General features: G+C 66.0%; 17 protein-coding genes. 3 read left to right on the top strand and 14 right to left on the bottom strand.

All coding sequences use genetic code 11. The annotated features are described in order from the left end of the window. The 7 genes from GPA27_RS14525 to GPA27_RS14495 form a co-directional block, all read right to left on the bottom strand. On the bottom strand, positions 1 to 2,272 hold a 2,272-nt coding region (locus GPA27_RS14525; RefSeq protein WP_169141329.1), incomplete at its 3' end, for an MMPL family transporter. After that, positions 2,269 to 2,871 carry an outer membrane lipoprotein carrier protein LolA gene (locus GPA27_RS14520; RefSeq protein ID WP_169141328.1) on the bottom strand — a complete coding sequence of 201 codons (603 nt, stop codon included), beginning with the start codon at positions 2,869 to 2,871 and terminating at the stop codon, positions 2,269 to 2,271. The genes GPA27_RS14520 and GPA27_RS14525, both read right to left, overlap by 4 nt. A gap of 18 nt (positions 2,872 to 2,889) precedes the next feature. Then, positions 2,890 to 3,834 (bottom strand): lysophospholipid acyltransferase family protein, encoded by a 945-nt coding sequence (locus tag GPA27_RS14515; RefSeq protein ID WP_256222963.1) that lies wholly within the window; start codon positions 3,832 to 3,834, stop codon positions 2,890 to 2,892. Then, positions 3,831 to 4,130 (bottom strand): 3-hydroxyacyl-ACP dehydratase FabZ family protein, encoded by a 300-nt coding sequence (locus tag GPA27_RS14510; RefSeq protein ID WP_169141327.1) that lies wholly within the window; start codon positions 4,128 to 4,130, stop codon positions 3,831 to 3,833. Before GPA27_RS14510 ends, GPA27_RS14515 begins: the two co-directional genes overlap by 4 nt. Next, entirely contained in the window at positions 4,127 to 5,398 is a 1,272-nt protein-coding gene (locus GPA27_RS14505; protein ID WP_256222961.1) for an AMP-binding protein, read from the bottom strand. Before GPA27_RS14505 ends, GPA27_RS14510 begins: the two co-directional genes overlap by 4 nt. A gap of 79 nt (positions 5,399 to 5,477) precedes the next feature. Then, positions 5,478 to 6,137 (bottom strand): COG4648 family protein, encoded by a 660-nt coding sequence (locus tag GPA27_RS14500; RefSeq protein WP_169141326.1) that lies wholly within the window; start codon positions 6,135 to 6,137, stop codon positions 5,478 to 5,480. After that, the gene (locus tag GPA27_RS14495) at positions 6,134 to 6,424 is read right to left on the bottom strand and encodes a phosphopantetheine-binding protein (RefSeq protein ID WP_169141325.1); all 291 of its coding nucleotides are present in this window, start codon (positions 6,422 to 6,424) and stop codon (positions 6,134 to 6,136) included. Before GPA27_RS14495 ends, GPA27_RS14500 begins: the two co-directional genes overlap by 4 nt. Positions 6,425 to 6,734: 310 nt before the next feature. Here GPA27_RS14495 and greB point away from each other — a divergent pair, with 310 nt between their 5' ends. From greB to GPA27_RS14480, 3 genes are all read left to right on the top strand, one after another. Beyond that, positions 6,735 to 7,298 (top strand): transcription elongation factor GreB, encoded by a 564-nt coding sequence (gene greB / locus GPA27_RS14490; protein WP_169141324.1) that lies wholly within the window; start codon positions 6,735 to 6,737, stop codon positions 7,296 to 7,298. Between the two features lie 78 nt (positions 7,299 to 7,376). Then, positions 7,377 to 9,305 (top strand): molecular chaperone HtpG, encoded by a 1,929-nt coding sequence (htpG, locus tag GPA27_RS14485; protein ID WP_169141323.1) that lies wholly within the window; start codon positions 7,377 to 7,379, stop codon positions 9,303 to 9,305. A gap of 288 nt (positions 9,306 to 9,593) precedes the next feature. Beyond that, a complete protein-coding gene (locus GPA27_RS14480) occupies positions 9,594 to 10,091 on the top strand; it encodes a MarR family winged helix-turn-helix transcriptional regulator (protein WP_256222960.1) in 498 nt (165 codons plus the stop codon). Between the two features lie 33 nt (positions 10,092 to 10,124). On the opposite strand, the gene GPA27_RS14475 is transcribed toward GPA27_RS14480, so the two are convergent. From GPA27_RS14475 to GPA27_RS14445, 7 genes are all read right to left on the bottom strand, one after another. After that, positions 10,125 to 11,303, bottom strand: a complete 1,179-nt coding sequence (locus GPA27_RS14475; RefSeq protein ID WP_169141322.1) for a vWA domain-containing protein — start codon at positions 11,301 to 11,303, stop codon at positions 10,125 to 10,127. A gap of 24 nt (positions 11,304 to 11,327) precedes the next feature. After that, the gene (locus tag GPA27_RS14470; RefSeq protein ID WP_169141321.1) at positions 11,328 to 12,698 is read right to left on the bottom strand and encodes an EAL and HDOD domain-containing protein; all 1,371 of its coding nucleotides are present in this window, start codon (positions 12,696 to 12,698) and stop codon (positions 11,328 to 11,330) included. 17 nt (positions 12,699 to 12,715) lie between these two features. Next, a complete protein-coding gene (locus GPA27_RS14465) occupies positions 12,716 to 13,558 on the bottom strand; it encodes an AAA family ATPase (protein ID WP_169141320.1) in 843 nt (280 codons plus the stop codon). A gap of 55 nt (positions 13,559 to 13,613) precedes the next feature. After that, positions 13,614 to 14,756, bottom strand: a complete 1,143-nt coding sequence (locus tag GPA27_RS14460; protein ID WP_169141319.1) for a sensor histidine kinase — start codon at positions 14,754 to 14,756, stop codon at positions 13,614 to 13,616. A gap of 102 nt (positions 14,757 to 14,858) precedes the next feature. Next, positions 14,859 to 15,284 (bottom strand): DUF1841 family protein, encoded by a 426-nt coding sequence (locus GPA27_RS14455; RefSeq protein ID WP_169141318.1) that lies wholly within the window; start codon positions 15,282 to 15,284, stop codon positions 14,859 to 14,861. Positions 15,285 to 15,305: 21 nt separating this feature from the next. Then, complete coding sequence (nth, locus tag GPA27_RS14450) at positions 15,306 to 15,938, bottom strand: endonuclease III (protein ID WP_169141317.1); 633 nt, start codon at positions 15,936 to 15,938, stop codon at positions 15,306 to 15,308. A 12-nt stretch (positions 15,939 to 15,950) separates the two neighbouring features. After that, on the bottom strand, positions 15,951 to 16,649 hold the full coding sequence (locus GPA27_RS14445) for an electron transport complex subunit E (RefSeq protein ID WP_169141316.1): 699 nt from the start codon (positions 16,647 to 16,649) through the stop codon (positions 15,951 to 15,953).

Genomic DNA, 16,649 nt, shown 5'->3' with positions numbered 1-16,649 from the left:
CCTGCAGCACGGGCACCGAGGAAAACGCGAGGACGCCGAAACCGGCGACCGTCGTGAGGTTCGCAAACAGCATCGACGCGAGGGTGGCAGGCGGGGGGGTGTCGTTGCCGCCCTTGCCATCGAAGAACAGGGCGTAGTTCGAGCCCACCGCGACGATCAGCAGCAGCCCGACGAGATGCAGGATCGTCAGCGCCACGCCGGCGAGCACGAGGCCGGCGACGACCGTCAGCACGGCGGCCGCGAGCGGCACCAGGACGCGGATGACGCGCTGCGGCGAGCGCAAGGCGACGGCGAGGAGCGCGACGATCGCCGCCACCCCCGCGAGCGACAGCATGATGGCTTCGCGCAGATAGCCCGCGTAGAGCCGCCCGGACTCGCCCTTCATGTCGATGAACATTGGGCTGGCATCCGCAGCCCCGTCGAGCGCGCCGCGAACGGCGCCGGGATCGATCTCCTTCGCATGCCCCCCGGCTGCAGGTGCGCGCAGCGGCAGCAGGGCGGTCCACTGCTCGCCCTGACGCAGGAGCAGCGAATCGACGGCCATTGCGAAGCTTGTTCCGTCGAGGTCTGCCCGCGTCAGGGGCGCGCGCGCGCGGGCGGCGGAGATGTCGTCGAGGAAAGGCGCGAGCCGGCCGGCCGGCAGGGGCAGACCCGCGGTTGCGGCGGCGAGCCGTTCGCGCAGTTCGCGTGGATCGGGCAGCGCGGCGCGGCGTTCGAGCTGTCGGCCCTGCGATGGAAGGTAAAGCGACGGACTCTCGAAGCCGCCGATATCCCCGGCGTCCACGAGCGCCTGCAATTGCGTGGATACCGATTCTGCGCGCTGCAGCGCGGTGTCCGCATCTTCCGCGCGCACGACGATCATGTAACGCAGGTCGGGTGCCCCGAGATCGCTGCGCAATGCCGCGTCGACTGCCTGGGCCTCGGGCGGGACCGGGCTCAGCGCCCCGAGTTCGCGGTTCCACACGCGGTCGTGCTGTGCGAACACGAGCGCACCGGAAAGCGCCGCCAATCCGGCGAGGAACCAGCGCAGCCTGCCCACCGCGGCGACTAGGCGCTGCAGACGCAGGCCGAGCGGGGTCACGTCGCGGATGGCGAAGCCGGCAGGCAGGAGGTGCGGCAGGAGGTAACGCGTCACGAGCGCGGCGACGATCAAGCCTGCGATCGAATACAGGCCGAGCTGCGCCAGCCCCGGAAACCCCGAGAACATCAGCGCGCCGAAGCCGCAGATGGAGGTCATCACCCCGAGGCGTATCGTCGGCCAGAAGCTGTCGCGCCCGCCGTTCCCCCGCGCAGGGCCGGACTGGACGAAGAGGTAGATCGCGTAATCGACCGCCTCTCCGATCAGGGTGGTGCCAAAACCGAGGGTAACCCCATGCATGACGCCGAACACGAGGCTGACCGCGACGATGCCGGCCAGCGCGCCGGATACGACCGGCAGCAGGCCGAGCACGAGAGCGGTCGGCGAACGGTAGATGAACAGCAGGAGCGCAACGATGATCGCGGTCGACACCAGCGCGAGCCGCGTCACTTCGCCCTCGATGGTGGAGCGCGAGTCGACCGCGAACACGGCGGCGCCCGAGACCAGCAGCTTCAGATCCGCCCCGGAAGCCAGCTTCGACGCCTCGCTCGCAAACGCCTCACGCAGGGAGGCGATGGCCGCCTGCTGGCCATCGAGATCCGATCCCGTGGCGCGCGTCTGGGCGAGCAGCAAGGCGCGCCTGCCGTCCCGCGACGCCCATACCCCCTCCTGCATCGCAGGGCGCGCACCGCCGTCGAGCCGTTCCAGCAGTTGCAGCAACTCGCCGGTGGGGTCGCGCGGCAGCAGTGACTTCGTTAGCATGCCGAGCGGGGAGGCGAGGAGATCGACCGACTCCGCGATGGCGTCCCGCAGGCCCGTCGTCGTGAACCGTTCCGCGTTCACGGCGGGGCTGAGGACATAGCGGTGCGTGAACAGCAGGGCGTGGTCGCGTTCGCGATGGACGGGTTCGCCGTTCGCGACCATGCCGAACGCCGCATCGGCGCGCAGCCTTCGGGCGAGATCGCGCGACAGTTGCGCCCGCTGAGCCGCATCGCCACCCTCGATACCGACCAGCAACAGGCGGGACACCATGCCGTCGCGCAACTGGTCGACCAGCACGCGCTGCTCGGCGGTGGGCGCTTCGGGCAGGAAGGCCGAGAGGTCGGCCGTGAAACGCGTCTGGCTCACGACGGCGATGCAGGCCGCGACGAAGGCCAGCCACAGCAGCAGGGCTGGCACGAAGCGACGTGTCACCGCGCTTGCCCCATCGCGACGATTTCCATCACCGAGCGGTCGCCGTCGGCCTGAAGGATTTCGATTTCGCGCAGCAGCCCACGCGTTCCGGCAATGTTGATGCGGGAGACGACCTCGGCCATGCGCGTATTGCGCGGCAGCAGCGTCAGGGTCCAGCGTTCGGCGTTGCCCGCGAGGTGCAGCGCGTAGGTGCGCTCCAGCGTGTCGCGGTCGCCGGCCAGCGTCGCCCGGATGCTGTCGATGAAACCGGCGACTTCGCCGTAGTCCGACAGGCGCACGTTGAACTGCTTCTTGCCGCGCGTCACGCTCAGGTTGTTCCCTTCGAGGATCAGCGATTCCGGGCGCGGCTTGAGGGTGATCTTCTCCAGCCGGTCCGGCGCCTGGAAGCGCAATTCGCCCGACGATTCGACAGGCTGGTCGAGGACCGCGAGATACTTCCGTTCCAGGAAGGTGGCCTGTCCGCTGCGGTGCTTGCCCAGGGCTTGCATCAACTGGGCGACCGTCCACGCCTCGGCAGCGGCCGCTGGCGGGCCATACAGCAAGGAAGCCGCCGCGAGCAGGGCGGCAAAGAGCAGACGCGTGGAAGCAGCTTTGAACACGGATACTCCAGGAGGCGGTCAGGGCGCGGCGCGGCGGCGCGCGCTGTGCCAGAAATCGAAGAAGTTGAACCAGTTGTACGGCGCCTGTCCGGCATAGTGCGCAAGGCGTGCGGCGTAGCATTCGACTGCGGCGTGAATCAGGTGTGCCCGGTTCTCGCGCGTCGCCGCCGAGAAGTCGGCGAGCGCCTCGAAGTGCACGTCGTAGCGGTTACCCCCGCGATACAAGCCCACCATCAGGATCACTGGGCGCTTGAGCATCGCCGCGATGCGCCACGGGCCGACCGGAAAATCCGCGGGCTCGCCGAAAAATTCGACCGGCTGGGAAGGATCGTCGCCCAGGCTGCGGTCCGCGAGCACACCCACGAGCGAGCCATCGTCGAGCCGCTCCTTCAAGTGCAGCATCGAATCCAGGTGTCCCAGCGGAATGATGTCCGCGCGTGCGGCCGGATTGATCGCAGCCAGCGTGTCGTTGATCTTGTGCGCGTTTTCCTGGTACATGACCATCGCCACGCGCATGCCCGGCTGCTGGCGAGCGATCGCACGCATGACCTCGAAGCTGCCGAGGTGCGCGCCCATCAGGAACACGCCCTGACCGCCGGTCACCGCCGCGCGCACGAGTTCGCCGCCATGCACGCGGATGTCGAAGAGGTCGAAGCGGTCATTCACCAGATAGATGCGGTCGTGAATCGTGCTGGCGAAGCTGAAGACGTGCCGGAACCGTTCGCTGACCGTGGGACGCCGGCCCAGGGCATGTCCGAGCCACTCGCGCGAGGCCCTTCGGGCGGCCGGCGCGAAGAGCAGGAAGTAGGCCGAAATCAGCACCAGCACCGCACGTCCCACGCGGCGACCGAGCCGCAGCGAGATCCAGGTCATCAGCCGCAGCGTCGCGTAATTGCTGCGCTCCGGCCGGCTCGCCCATTCGGCCGTGCCGCGCGGGGGTTTCGTGTGCGACGCGTCGTTCACGCCGGCTCGACCCGCAGGGAGCCGGTCGCGACGCAGTCTTCCCCGGCAAGGATGTCGAAGCGCCAGTTTGCGCCTGCCTCGGCAAGGCGGATACGCAGCTCGGTACCGGGGCCGACCGGGCGCAGGAACTTGGCCGATGCGATGCCGCACGGCGGCACGGCGCGCCCGATGGCCTCCCCGAGCGCACGCGTCGCGAGAGCCAGCAGCACCACGCCCGGCAGGATGGGACGGCCGGGGAAATGCCCCGCAAACGACGGATGATCGTCGGGAATCCAGACGCTCGATTCGTGGATCATTCGCCGCCGCCCAGCGTGCGCCGCAGTTCTTCCAGCGCCGCGCGCGGAAGCTTGCCCGTGGCGTTGCGCGGTAGCGCATCCGCGAAGATCAGCGGGCGGGGCAGGAACAGCGGATCGATGCGCTCGCGCAGCGCCTGCAGCAGCGTAGCGCGGTCGAGGCCCGGCGCCACGACGACCGCCGTCAGGCGCGTCACCCCGTCGGTATGTTCGTCGTCCGGCATGAAGAAACTGCCGTCGACGACGCCCGGGATCGCATTCAGCTGATGGTTCAGGTAGCCAAGCGAGCTGCGCTTGCCCGCAATATTCACGAGATCGGCCGAGCGTCCATGCAGCAGGAAGCGGTCGCCCGAGGTGGGCTCGATGATGTCGCCCAGGATGGTCGGCATCTCGACATGGCCGCCATGCGCCCACACCTTCCCGTCCTCGACGCTGAGCCTGAGGCCGCGCATCAGCTGCCACTCCGCCGTCTCGGCTGTGCGCCGGGTGGCCGTCTGGCCCGTCTCGGTGCAGCCGTAGATCTCGATCAGCGGGCACTGCAGCCGCGCCTCCACTGCCACGGCAAGGTTGCCCGACAGCGGCGCGGTGGCGGATACGACGAGATCGGCCGGCGGCACCGCGGTATCGGCGGCCAGCAGAGTACGCAGGTGGAACGGGGTGGATACCAGAACGCGCGGGCGGGGAACGGCGTCCAGGGCATCGGCGATGTCCGCGGGGTAGAACGGCCGCCCTGACCAGATCGCCCCACCCGACAACAGCGCCAGCAGCACGGTCGATTCGAATCCGTACATGTGCTGGGGCGGGACGGTGCCGATCAGCGTGAAAGGCGTGCCCACCACTCCGAGCCTGTCTGCTTCGGCTGCGATGTTGCGCACGAGCGCGCCCCAGGTCTTCGGGTGCGGCATCGGAGCGCCCGTCGAGCCGGATGTGAAGACGTAGGCCACGATCTGGTCCACATCGATCATCGGCACCACGCAGCCTTCCGGCGAAGGGGGTGTGTCCTCGATCTCGAGGAAGCGATGTTGCGGCAGGTCGATGTCGCAGGCCGGGCTGTCGGTCAGGCAGAACGCGTCGGGTGCGAACGCCAGCAGTTGCCTGACGGTCTCGGGCGTATGCGTCGAGGGCAGCAGGCTGATCTTGCCGCGCACCAGGCTCGCGGCCAGTCCGACCGTGAAGCGGTAGCGGTCCGCACACACATTCAGGACGTGCTCGCCGCCCGGCAACCCTGCGGCGAGGCGCCATACGTCGCCCAAGAAGCGTTCGACCGTCACCGGGCCGTCGTGTCGCCAGGCGACGACGGCATCGGGTCGGGTGTGCGCGAGTAGCGGCAGCGTTGCCGGGCGGGGGGCGTCATCGCTCGTTGGCCGGGGTTGCAGTGGGCGAGGTGCGCCGGTACGCGCGGACCGCGTCGAGGATGCTGCTGCGATCTTCCGGGAGCAGCTTGAGGCGCACGAGATACTCGGCGATGAACATCAGTCCGACGAGCGGCATGGTCAGGAGATTGGCGAAGGTCGACCACGCCTCGATGGTGTCGAACGCGAACAACAGACAGGAAATCACCACCGTTCCAGCAAAGAATATCGTCCATGCGGCCGTCACCTGCCGCGTATATCGTGCGAGCGCCGGGCTGACCGTGCCGTGCAGCGTGCGCGCGATACGCGTGCACATCGGCTCGCGCCCTGCGCCGAGCGTGCGGCCGAAACCGAGCCCCAGCAACGCGTTGGTGCCGACATGCTGGACGAAATACAGCCAGCCGACGTTGCGCGCGAGCGTCGGCCATGCGAGCGCGAGCGCGAGCGAGGCGGCGGCAAGCAGCGCGAGCATCAGACCGCGGCGTGGCGATTGCCAGGCGAAGGCCGCGGCGATCATCGCGAATGGCGCGATCGCGAGGAGCGCCCCCCAGGACGATTCATCGACGAGCGCGCTCGTGTAGTGCGCAGCCATTGCCCAGGCGATCACGACGACGCCAATCGCCAGTCCGCGCGCGACGCGGACGACTGCGGGCCTCATTTCGTGCGGTTGGCCGCGACGTATTCGGTGAGGCTGCGCAGGGAGCGGAAGATCTTGACGTTGTCCTCGTTGTCGGCGCGCAACTGGAAGCCGTAACGCTTCGAGACGACGAGCGCGACCTCGAGGATGTCGATCGAGTCGAGCCCCAAACCTTCGCCGAACAGCGAATCGTCGGCCGGGATGGACTCGGGCTCCGTGTCCAGGTTGAGGGCTTCGACGACGAGGCCCGCTACTTCGAGACGCAGCGCGTCGAGATCGGCGGAAGAGGGAGTGGCGGCTTGGGTCATGAATCGGCGAGAAATGCGTTGAAGTCGCGGCGACGCGCGTTTCGCAGGGCGATGCGCGCGCGGGTCGCGAGACTGCCGAGGTGTCGCCCAAGGGCGGCCGACCGCGGAAGTGTCTCGCGATTGCAAGATGTTTGTGAAAACCCTGTAGTTTATCGGATTGAATCGATCCGTGCAGCCGCGGGCGGGTCGCATCGTGCGCGGCCGACGCACTTGTCCGTTATCATGAAGCTGCCACGGCACGACCGCAGACGCGGTTGCATATGGTGACAAAACGGCTAACAGAACCCCCGCAACAGGACGGACTCGCAAGGTGAGCAAGGCTTTTACCAAGGAAGGCGAGGGCCAGGACGACGATGACGACGTCCCCGCCTCGGTACGCCTGCCCCCCGGGAGCAAGAACTACATGACGCGGCGCGGTTACGACGCGCTGCGGGTCGAACTCGACCAACTGGTGCGCATCGAGCGGCCCAAGCTCGTCGAAACGGTTGCCTGGGCGGCATCGAACGGCGACCGCTCCGAGAACGGCGACTACATCTACGGCAAGAAGCGCCTGCGCGAGATCGACCGCCGCATCCGCTTCCTGATCAAGCGCATCGAATCGGCCGAGGTCGTCGATCCCGAGCGCCAGCAGGGCATGGAACAGGTCTTCTTCGGCGCGACCGTGACCGTGCTCGACGTCGAGGATGCAGACGGCGAGGGCGAGCAGACCTGGCAGATCGTCGGCGTCGACGAGGCCGATGCCAGTTCCGGCCGCATCAGCTGGATCTCGCCGCTCGCACGCGCCCTGATGAAGGCCCGCGAGGGCGACGTCGTGCGTTTCCAGAGCCCGGCGGGCCCGCGCGAGATCGAGGTCGTCGAAATCCGCTACGAATGATCGCTGCGGGCGGTGCTTGAAATTCCCGGAACGCGCCCCATATGCAGGCGCGTTCCTGTGTAAATGGAGTTTCACTCGATGACTACCGCCGCCGGCGCCCAGACCCTCAATTTCCAGGCCGAGGTGAAGCAGCTGCTTCACCTCATGATCCACTCGCTGTACTCCAACCGCGAGATCTTCCTGCGCGAGCTGATTTCGAACGCGTCGGATGCCTGCGACAAGCTGCGCTTCGAGGCGCTCGACAAGCCCGAACTCTTCGAAGGCGAGGGCGAGCTCGCGATCCGCATTTCCTTCGACAAGGACGCGAAGACCGTCACCGTCGCCGACAACGGCATCGGCATGAGCCGTGACGAAGCGATCGCGCACCTCGGCACGATCGCCAAGTCCGGCACCAAGGAATTCTTCTCCCAGCTCACCGGCGACCAGAAGAAGGACGCCCACCTCATCGGCCAGTTCGGCGTCGGCTTCTACTCCGCGTTCATCGTCGCCGACAAGGTCACCGTCGTCACCCGCCGCGCGGGCCTCGCGGCCTCGGAAGGCGTGAAGTGGGAATGCTCGATGGTCGGCGATGCCGCCGGCGAGTACACCGTGGAGCCGGTCGACAAGGCCGGACGCGGCACCGAGATCACGCTGCACCTGCGCGACGATCAGGACGACCTGCTCTCGGGCTGGAAACTGCGCAGCCTGATCCGCAAGTACTCCGACCACATTGTCCAGCCCATCCTCATGAAGAAGGAGGAGTGGGACAAGGACAAGAACGAGCAGGTCACGACCGACGAGGACGAGACGGTCAACCAGGCCAACGCGCTGTGGACGCGCTCGAAGAGCGACATCACCGACGACGAGTACAAGGCCTTCTACAAGCACGTCGGCCACGACTTCGACGAGCCGCTCGCTTGGAGCCACGCCCGCGTCGAAGGTCGCCACGAATACACCCAGCTCCTGTACGTCCCGGCGCACGCGCCGTTCGACATGTGGGACCGCAACGCGCGCCACGGCATCAAGCTGTACGTGAAGCGCGTGTTCATCATGGACGACGCCGAGAAGCTGATGCCGACCTACCTGCGCTTCGTACGCGGCGTGGTCGATTCGAGCGACCTGCCGCTCAACGTCTCGCGCGAGATCCTGCAGGAGAGCAAGGACATCGACACCATCCGCGCCGGCTGCACGAAGAAGGTGCTGGGCTTGCTCGAAGACCTCGCGACCAGCGAAGACGCCGCCGAGAAGGAGAAGTACGCGACCTTCTGGAAGGAATTCGGCAAGGTGCTGAAGGAAGGGGTCGGCGAGGACCACGCCAACAAGGACAAGATCGCCGGCCTGCTGCGCTTCGCCTCGACGCACAACGACACGCCGGACGAGACCGTCTCGCTCGCCGACTACATCGGCCGCATGAAGGAAGGCCAGGACAAGATCTATTTCGTCACCGCCGAAACCTTCAACGCCGCGAAGAACAGCCCGCACCTCGAGATCTTCCGCAAGAAGGGCATCGAAGTGCTGCTGCTGTCGGACCGCGTCGACGAGTGGGTGATCGGCAACCTGACCGAGTTCGACGGCAAGCCGCTCGTCTCCGTCGCGAAGGGTGGTCTCGACCTCGGCAGTCTTGAAGACGAAGCCGAGAAGAAGGAAGCCGAGAAGGCCGCCGACGAGTACAAGGAACTGCTCGAGAAGATGAAGACGAGCCTCGGCGAGCGCGTCAAGGAAGTGCGCGTCACGCACCGCCTGACCGATTCGCCCGCCTGTCTCGTCGCCGATGAGCACGACATGGGGATGAACCTCGCGCGCATCCTGAAGGCTGCCGGCCAGCAGGCGCCAGTGTCGAAGCCGATCCTCGAGATCAACCCGCAGCACCCGGCGGTGATGCGCCTGAAGTACGAGGAAAAGCAGTTCGACGACTGGGCCGCGGTGCTCTTCGATCAGGCACTGCTTGCAGAAGGCGGCACCCTCGACGACCCGGCGACCTTCGTCAAGCGCATCAACCAGCTGATGATGGCGATGAGCGGCAGCTGATTCGCCCCCGCAGCCTCACGGGCATTACCGAAGCCGCCCGCATTGCGGGCGGTTTGCGTTCACGGCGCCATTCGTTCGTTGCGGGCTGTCTAGTTCGGCCCGACCGCAAGCTGGGCGCTCCGGCGCCGGGTTGCGGCTGAAGTCCGGAAGTTCCGGATTTGTTGGGAATGAGCGGCGTTTCCGCTACGATATTCGTAACAGACGGTATCCGGGCATCTACCGTCCGGCAAAACATTTGCAAGAATATTTTCCGGGTTTCCCGGCATTGGGCAAAGGGGAGCTTCAAGCGTGAGCAAGCCGTCTGACCGCAAGCAGCAGGCACAAGTGTCGCCGCTCTCCGTGCTGCAACGATTCCGCGTGTTGATCCGCACGGCGCAGCGCCATTCCCAGTGGGTCGAAAAGCAGAGCGGCGTCACCGGTGCGCAACTGTGGGCGATGCAGGAACTGCTCGAAGAGCCCGGCCTGCGTGTCGGCGAGCTCGCCAAACGTATGGCCCTGCATCAGTCGACCGCCTCGAACATGATCGACAAGCTCGAGACCAACGGCTTCGTCGCAAAAGCACGCAACAGCGCCGACCAGCGAGTCGTGCGGCTGTCGCTGACGGCAGCCGGGCGCGAATTGCTGGCACGGGCACCGTCACCTGCCCGCGGCGTCCTGCCGGAGGCCCTCCGGCTGCTCGATGCCGCGTCCCAGGCACGCCTCCAGGAAGAGCTGGACGGCCTGCTGCAGCAGATCAAGGACCTCGACGAGGGCTTCGGCATGCAGCCCTTGCCCTTCACCGAGTAAGTCGCGCATTTTGCTGCGACGTCGATCTGGCCGTCAGGTCTTCTTCGACAGCTGCCGCATCGCGCGTTCGAGTCCTTCCAGCGTCATCGGGTACATGCGCTGCGCCATGATGCCGTTGATGATGTCGATCGACTGCCGATAAGGCCACAGCCGCTCCGGTTCGGGATTGAGCCACGCCGCGGCCGGCCAGGCGTCGAGCAGGCGGCGCAGCCAGTCGGCGCCGGGTTCCCGGTTCATGTGCTCGATCGACCCATGCTGGTGCAGGATCTCGTACGGGCTCATCGTCGCGTCGCCGACGAAGATCAGCTTGTAGTCCGGCCCGTACTTGTGGATCAGGTCATGGACCGGGATCCGCTCCGCATGACGACGATGGCTGTCGCGCCACACCGACTCGTACACGCAGTTGTGGAAATAGAAATGTTCGAGGTGCTTGAACTCCGCGCGGCAGGCGGAGAATAGCTCCTCGCAGGCCTTTACATGGTCGTCCATCGACCCGCCGACATCCAGGAACAGCAGTACCTTCACCGCGTTGTGGCGTTCCGGCCGCATCATCAGATCGAGCCAGCCGGCATTGCGGGCAGTCGCCGCGATGGTGCCGTCGAGATCCAGCTCCTCCGCGGCGCCCTCGCGCGCGAAGCGCCGCAGTCGTCGCAGCGCAACCTTGATGTTGCGCGTGCCGAGTTCCAGCGAATCGTCCAGGTTGCGATACTCGCGCTTCTCCCACACCTTGATCGCGGTGCGGTTGCCCGCGGACTCGCCGCCGACCCGGATCCCCTCGGGGTGATAGCCGCTGTTGCCGAACGGGGATTTGCCGCCGGTACCGATCCACTTCGAACCGCCCTGATGGCGGCCCTTCTGTTCCTCGAGGTGCTTGCGGAACTCCTCCATCAGCTTGTCCCAGCCAAGCTTCACGAGCTGCGCCTTTTCCTCGGGCGACAGGTGCTTCTTCATCATCGCCTGCAGCCACTCTTCCGGCAGCTCCTTCTCCAGGCCCGGGATCTCCGTCACACCCTTGAAGTACGCGGCGAAAGCCTGGTCGAAACGGTCGTAACGCGACTCGTCCTTGACCAGGCAGGTGCGGGCGTAAAAGTAGAAATCGTCGATCGCGTGGTCGCACACCCCGTCGCGCAAACCTTCCAGCAGCGTCAGGAATTCCCGTGTCGATACCGGTAGTTTGCTCGCTTTCAGATGCAGAAAAAAATCGATGAGCATGATTCTTGCCCTTCCTCAAGCCTTTCAGCCGTTGATCTCGAGCGCCCAGGAGAACGCCTGCAGGTGGCGTCGGTTCGCCTCGGTCGGTGCGATGCCGCAACAGGCGGCTGCCGCCTGCACGCCATCTTCGTCGCCGTTCTCGCACGCGACGGCCAGCCGGAGAAGATCCGCCAGAGGGCCCGTGCCGTGCACGACCGCTTCCTCTATGTCCGGCGCCACGCCCAGCGAGCGAATCGCATCGTGCAGCGGAACCTCCAGGATCACGTCGACCAGCGACAGCAGGCCGGTCAGGTAGAGACTGTCGCGCTCACGCTGCGGACGCCCCTCACCGAGCAGCTCCATGAGGCGCGCACGAACGAGCGCGTTTTCCATTGCTGCCGAGGATCGCGGCGTGCCCTTGTCCGCCCCGTACAGCAGGAGCAGCAGCCAGCGGTAGAGCCGTTCGCGACCGAGCTGGAGCAAGGCAGCATCGATCGATGCCACCTCGCGCTGTAATCCGACGCCGGGAGAGTTGATGTAACGCATCAGCCGCAGCGACAACGCGGCGTCCTGCTTCAGCAGTGCGACCAACTCACCCGTATCCGCGTCGCTGCGCAGGCGTGCGATCAGTGCCGACAGGCGTGCCGAGTTGGGGGCGAGGCGATTGCCGCTCCAGTCCTCGCGCCGCGTGATGAAGGGCCCCTGGAACAATGCGGCACCCAGCGAGAGGCAGAGCTGGAAATCGTCCGCGCTCGGAAGATCGCTCACAAGCAGCAAACCATGCCCGCCAGCGGCCTTCAGTCGCGAGACTGCAGCCCTCAGGTGAGTCGGGTTGGCAGCCGCAGCCTGAGCGGTGTAGAAATCCGCCTCCGGAAGCAGGTCGGCGCGGTCCCCCAGGAGCTCCTCGGCAGCGACGCCGACCCTGTACCCGGCCGAGCGCAGCCGTCGCACCCCTTCGAGCAGGGTTCCGTTGTCGGGAGCACCTTCGGCCGCGATTCGCGTGAGGATCAACACGGTGTTCGCGGCGGGGAGACCCAGCAGCGACGGATGACCGACGAAGGAGTCCGGTATGTCCAGAAAGGCGGCGCGATGGCCCAGCAGGCGGCCGATGTTCGCCTGAGCGATGTCCCGCACCAGGATTTCCGCGTACACATGATGGATGCGCCGGTCGCCCGTGCGAATGCGGTTGCGCGTGCCTTCTCGCAGCACGAACCGGTAGCCCGCGACGCGTTGGTCGCGTCCCACCACCAGCTCGCGGCACAGAAAACCCGTGCCCGCGTCGTCCCGGGCCGGCGTGGCGCTTGCTGCGGGGGCATGCTGGCAGGGCGCGGTCACGTCTTTCCCATCGTCCGCGGCATCGGACGCCTGCGTCCCCAGGATCGAGCCGCGGATGACGGAAATGAGTCGCTCGAACATGGCCGGCCGCCCGCCCGTCAACGGTTGTTGCGCGCCATGAATACGAGCCGCTCGAACAGATGGAGGTCCTGCTCGTTCTTCAGCAACGCGCCCGCGAGGGGCGGGACGACGGCGCGCTGGTCCTGCGCGCGCAGGGCCTCGGGTGGGATGTCCTCTGCCACCAGCAGCTTCAGCCAGTCGATCAGCTCCGAGGTCGTAGGCTTCTTCTTCAGGCCCGGAACGTCGCGCAACCCGAAGAACACCTCGAGTGCCTCGCGCAGGAGATCCTTCTTCAGGTCCGGGAAGTGCACGTCCACGATCCGCTGCATCGTGTCGCGGTCCGGGAAGCGGATGTAGTGGAAGAAGCAGCGGCGCAGGAAGGCGTCGGGCAGCTCCTTCTCATTGTTCGACGTGATGAAGACGATGGGCCGGTGGCGCGCCTGGATCGTCTTGCGCGTCTCGTACACGTGGAATTCCATGCGGTCGAGTTCGCGCAGCAGGTCGTTGGGGAATTCGATGTCCGCCTTGTCGACCTCGTCGATCAGCACCACGCACGGGCTTTCCGACTCGAAGGCTTGCCACAGCACGCCCTTGACGATGTAGTTGGCGATGTCCTTGACCCGGTCGTCGCCCAGCTGCGAGTCGCGCAGGCGCGAAACGGCATCGTATTCGTACAGGCCTTGCTGGGCCTTGGTGGTCGATTTGATGTGCCACTGCAGCAAGGGGAGATTCAACGCTGCGGCCACCTCTTCGGCCAGCATGGTCTTGCCCGTGCCGGGCTCGCCCTTGATCAGGAGTGGCCGCTGCAGCTTGATCGCCGCGTTCACCGCGAGCATCAGGTCGGGGGTGGCAACGTAATCGCGTGATCCTTCGAAACGCATGGGGAGTCCTCTCGTTGGCGAGCCCCGATTATATGGGCTCCACCAACTCAGGACACTAAGAGTTCGGCGCCGCGGACGGCATCGGCCATTCGAGATGGAAGGTTGCGCCCTGTCCGGGACTGCTTTCGGCCCAGCACCGTCCCTGCATGCGTTCGGCTGCCTTGCGCACGATCGCCAGGCCGATCCCCGTGCCGGGATACTCGTCGTCACGGTGCAGCCGATGAAAGATATCGAAGATGCGATCGTGGTGGTGCATGTCGAAGCCGATGCCGTTGTCGCACACGGAGATGTGGCACCGGCCCGCCTCGCTGGTGCAGGCGATGACAATGTAGGGATGGGCTACGCCCGCCGAAAATTTGAGCGCGTTGCCGAGAAGGTTGCGCAATGCATGCATCAGGCCGCTGCGGTCTGCCAGGATCGAAGAGCAGGAAGGCGCAAGCTCCACCGTGGCGTCATTGCGATCGATTTCCTCGGAGAAATCCGCGATCAGCTGTGACGTCAGCTCGCCCATGTCGATCTCCTCGAAGGCCGTCGGCGCGCGTTCGACGCGCGAATACTCCAGCAGATCGTCGATCAGGAGGTCCATGCGCTCGGTTCCCTCCAGAATTTTCTCCAGACAGGATCGTCCGTCCTCGGTAAGCCGGGTAGTTTCGCTCGAAGCGAGCAGGCTGCCATAGCCGTTGATCGCGCGGAGGGGCGACTTGAGATCGTGCGCGACGGCGTAAGTGAAACATTCGAGCTCGCGGTTGGCCCCGCGCAGGGCTGCGTTGGTACGTGCCAGTTCGTCGCGCGATCTTTCCAGGTCGCGGTACAGTCCCAGGGTGCGCATTGCCGACCGCAGCTTCGCCTCGAGGATCTCGAATTCCACGGGCTTCACGAGGTAATCGTCGCCGCCGGCGTGAAGTCCCTCGACCAGATTGGCGCAACCACCGAGTGCGGTCATGTAGATCACCGGCACCCAGCGGCCGCCGCACATCGACTTGATCCGTCGCGTCGTCTCGAAACCGTCGATGCCCGGCAGCATGACGTCCATGAGCACGAGATCCGAGGGCGCGGCAGCGAACAGGTCGAGCGCCATTTCCCCGGATTCGGCGACCCGGACCCTCTGCCCGAGGCTCTGCAGCAGCATGACCATGCGTTCGCCCTGGAGCGCATCATCCTCCACGAGCAGGATCGATAGTTCGGGTAGCGCTTCCATGTCCGGCTGGACTCCTCGCGAGTGCGCCCGCGGAGCTGGAGGGTGGGGCAGGGCGCCAGCGCCGAGCGCCAGCGGGGCTGCGTCAGCGCAGTCTACACCGCATCAACCTGCGCGGCGAAGCACGCAGCTGACATAAGCCTCGCCGTCGGGCTGCCGGTTGTTCCGCTGCGCGTCGAACATCGTCTCGCCGAGGCACTCGAGGACGTCGTGCAGGGCGGCGTGGCGATCGCCGCGGCGCGCCTGGCAGGACTCGAACGCGGCGCGCAAGCCGGGGGGCTGGTCGATCGACAGCTGCTCTTCGATCGCAAGATGCAGCGAGAGATGCAGGAAGGGATTGAGCTGCCCACCCTCGGGCGGAAACTCCTTGCTGACTGCTTCGGGATCCTCGAGCAGCGCGTGGTATTCCGGGTGGAGCAGGACAAGGTCGTTGGCCATATGCTCGATCGGTGTCAGGAGCTCCTTCGCGCGGTATTTCCGCCAGCTGTCGATGAAGAAGGTACGGACCTGATCGCGGGATGGATTGAACATTTTGTCTCGGTCGGTGGAGGGTTAGACGGTCTTGTCGCGGTAGTCGCACAAGTCGCGCACGAGGCACTCGCCGCATTTGGGCTTGCGCGCCGTGCAAACGTAGCGGCCGTGCAGGATGAGCCAATGGTGAGCGTCCCGCAGGTAGTCCTTGGGCACGCGTCGCATCAGCGCGTGCTCGACGGCCAGAACATCCTTGCCGGGCGCTAGCCCGGTACGGTTGGCAAGGCGGAAGATGTGCGTATCGACCGCCATCACAGGCTCGCCGAACACCGTGTTCAACACCACGTTAGCGGTCTTCCGCCCGACCCCGGGCAGCGCCTCCAGCGCGGCGCGGTCGCGCGGCACCTCGCCGCCGTGGCGTTCGAGCAGCAGGTGCGACAGCGCGACGACGTTCCTTGCCTTGTTGCGATACAGGCCGATGGTGCGGATATGCGCCGCGACGCCTTCCTCGCCCAGCGTGATGATCTCCTCCGGCGTTGGCGCCGCCGCGAACAGACCTCGCGTCGCAAGATTCACGCTCTTGTCGGTTGCCTGGGCCGACAGGACCACGGCCACCAGCAGCTGGAATGGCGATCCATATTCGAGTTCGGTCGTCGGATGCGGATTCGCTTCGGCGAGACGGCGAAAGAACTCGCGAACGGACTCCCTTTTCATGCCAGCCATGAATCAGGCCGCGGATGCGGGCTGTTCGGTTGCCGGTGCCGCAGGCCCCTGCGTCGTCGTCTTGCGCTTCGCCGCCCGAGTCCGGATCACGTTCGACAGTGCGATCAGGCACGCGAGAGCGAAGAAGGCGCCGGGAGGAAGGATGCCGATCAGGAAGCCCGGATAGTCTGGACCGAACACCGAGATCGCCGAAAGTCCCGGGACGATCATCTCGATGCCGGCGAACAGGGTACCGTTGCCGGCAAGTTCGCGCAGTCCGCCCAGCACCGCAAGGAGGCAGACGAGGCCCAGGCCCATCATGATGCCGTCGACGGTCGACGAAACCGGATCGTTCTTCGCCGCATAGGCCTCGACGCGCGCAAGGACGATGCAGTTCGTCACGATCAGGGGAATGAAGATGCCCAGCACGAGATAGAGATCGTGGAAGTAGGCATTGAAGGCGAGGTCGACGACGGTGGTCAGCGCCGCGATGATCAGGATGAAGACCGGGATGCGGATCTCGTAGGGGATGAAGTTCCGCAGCGACGCGACGGCGAGGTTCGATACCGCCATCACCATCACGGTGGCCAATCCAAGGCTCGCGGCATTCACCACACTCGTGCTCACCGCGAGAATGGGGCACAGGCCGAGCAACTGCACGAGGCCGGTGTTCTGGCGCCACAGACCGTTCCAGGCCGATTCGCGAAAGCTTTGCAGATTCAT

The organism is Aromatoleum toluolicum (assembly GCF_012911005.2).
Classification (GTDB): domain Bacteria; phylum Pseudomonadota; class Gammaproteobacteria; order Burkholderiales; family Rhodocyclaceae; genus Aromatoleum; species Aromatoleum toluolicum.
The sequence above is the reverse complement of the archived record's forward strand: the minus strand, read 5'-3'. Positions and strand labels throughout refer to the sequence as shown.

Excerpts from the sequence above, each read along its gene's own strand:
- GPA27_RS14510 (WP_169141327.1), bottom strand. The coding sequence starts at position 4,130 with ATGATCCACGAATCGAGCGTCTGGATTCCCGACGATCATCCGTCGTTT.
- GPA27_RS14500 (WP_169141326.1), bottom strand. The coding sequence starts at position 6,137 with ATGAGGCCCGCAGTCGTCCGCGTCGCGCGCGGACTGGCGATTGGCGTC.
- GPA27_RS14495 (WP_169141325.1), bottom strand. The coding sequence starts at position 6,424 with ATGACCCAAGCCGCCACTCCCTCTTCCGCCGATCTCGACGCGCTGCGT.
- htpG (WP_169141323.1), top strand. The coding sequence starts at position 7,377 with ATGACTACCGCCGCCGGCGCCCAGACCCTCAATTTCCAGGCCGAGGTG.
- GPA27_RS14475 (WP_169141322.1), bottom strand. The coding sequence starts at position 11,303 with ATGCTCATCGATTTTTTTCTGCATCTGAAAGCGAGCAAACTACCGGTA.
- GPA27_RS14470 (WP_169141321.1), bottom strand. The coding sequence starts at position 12,698 with ATGTTCGAGCGACTCATTTCCGTCATCCGCGGCTCGATCCTGGGGACG.
- GPA27_RS14465 (WP_169141320.1), bottom strand. The coding sequence starts at position 13,558 with ATGCGTTTCGAAGGATCACGCGATTACGTTGCCACCCCCGACCTGATG.
- GPA27_RS14460 (WP_169141319.1), bottom strand. The coding sequence starts at position 14,756 with ATGGAAGCGCTACCCGAACTATCGATCCTGCTCGTGGAGGATGATGCG.
- GPA27_RS14455 (WP_169141318.1), bottom strand. The coding sequence starts at position 15,284 with ATGTTCAATCCATCCCGCGATCAGGTCCGTACCTTCTTCATCGACAGC.
- nth (WP_169141317.1), bottom strand. The coding sequence starts at position 15,938 with ATGAAAAGGGAGTCCGTTCGCGAGTTCTTTCGCCGTCTCGCCGAAGCG.
- GPA27_RS14445 (WP_169141316.1), bottom strand. The coding sequence starts at position 16,649 with ATGAATCTGCAAAGCTTTCGCGAATCGGCCTGGAACGGTCTGTGGCGC.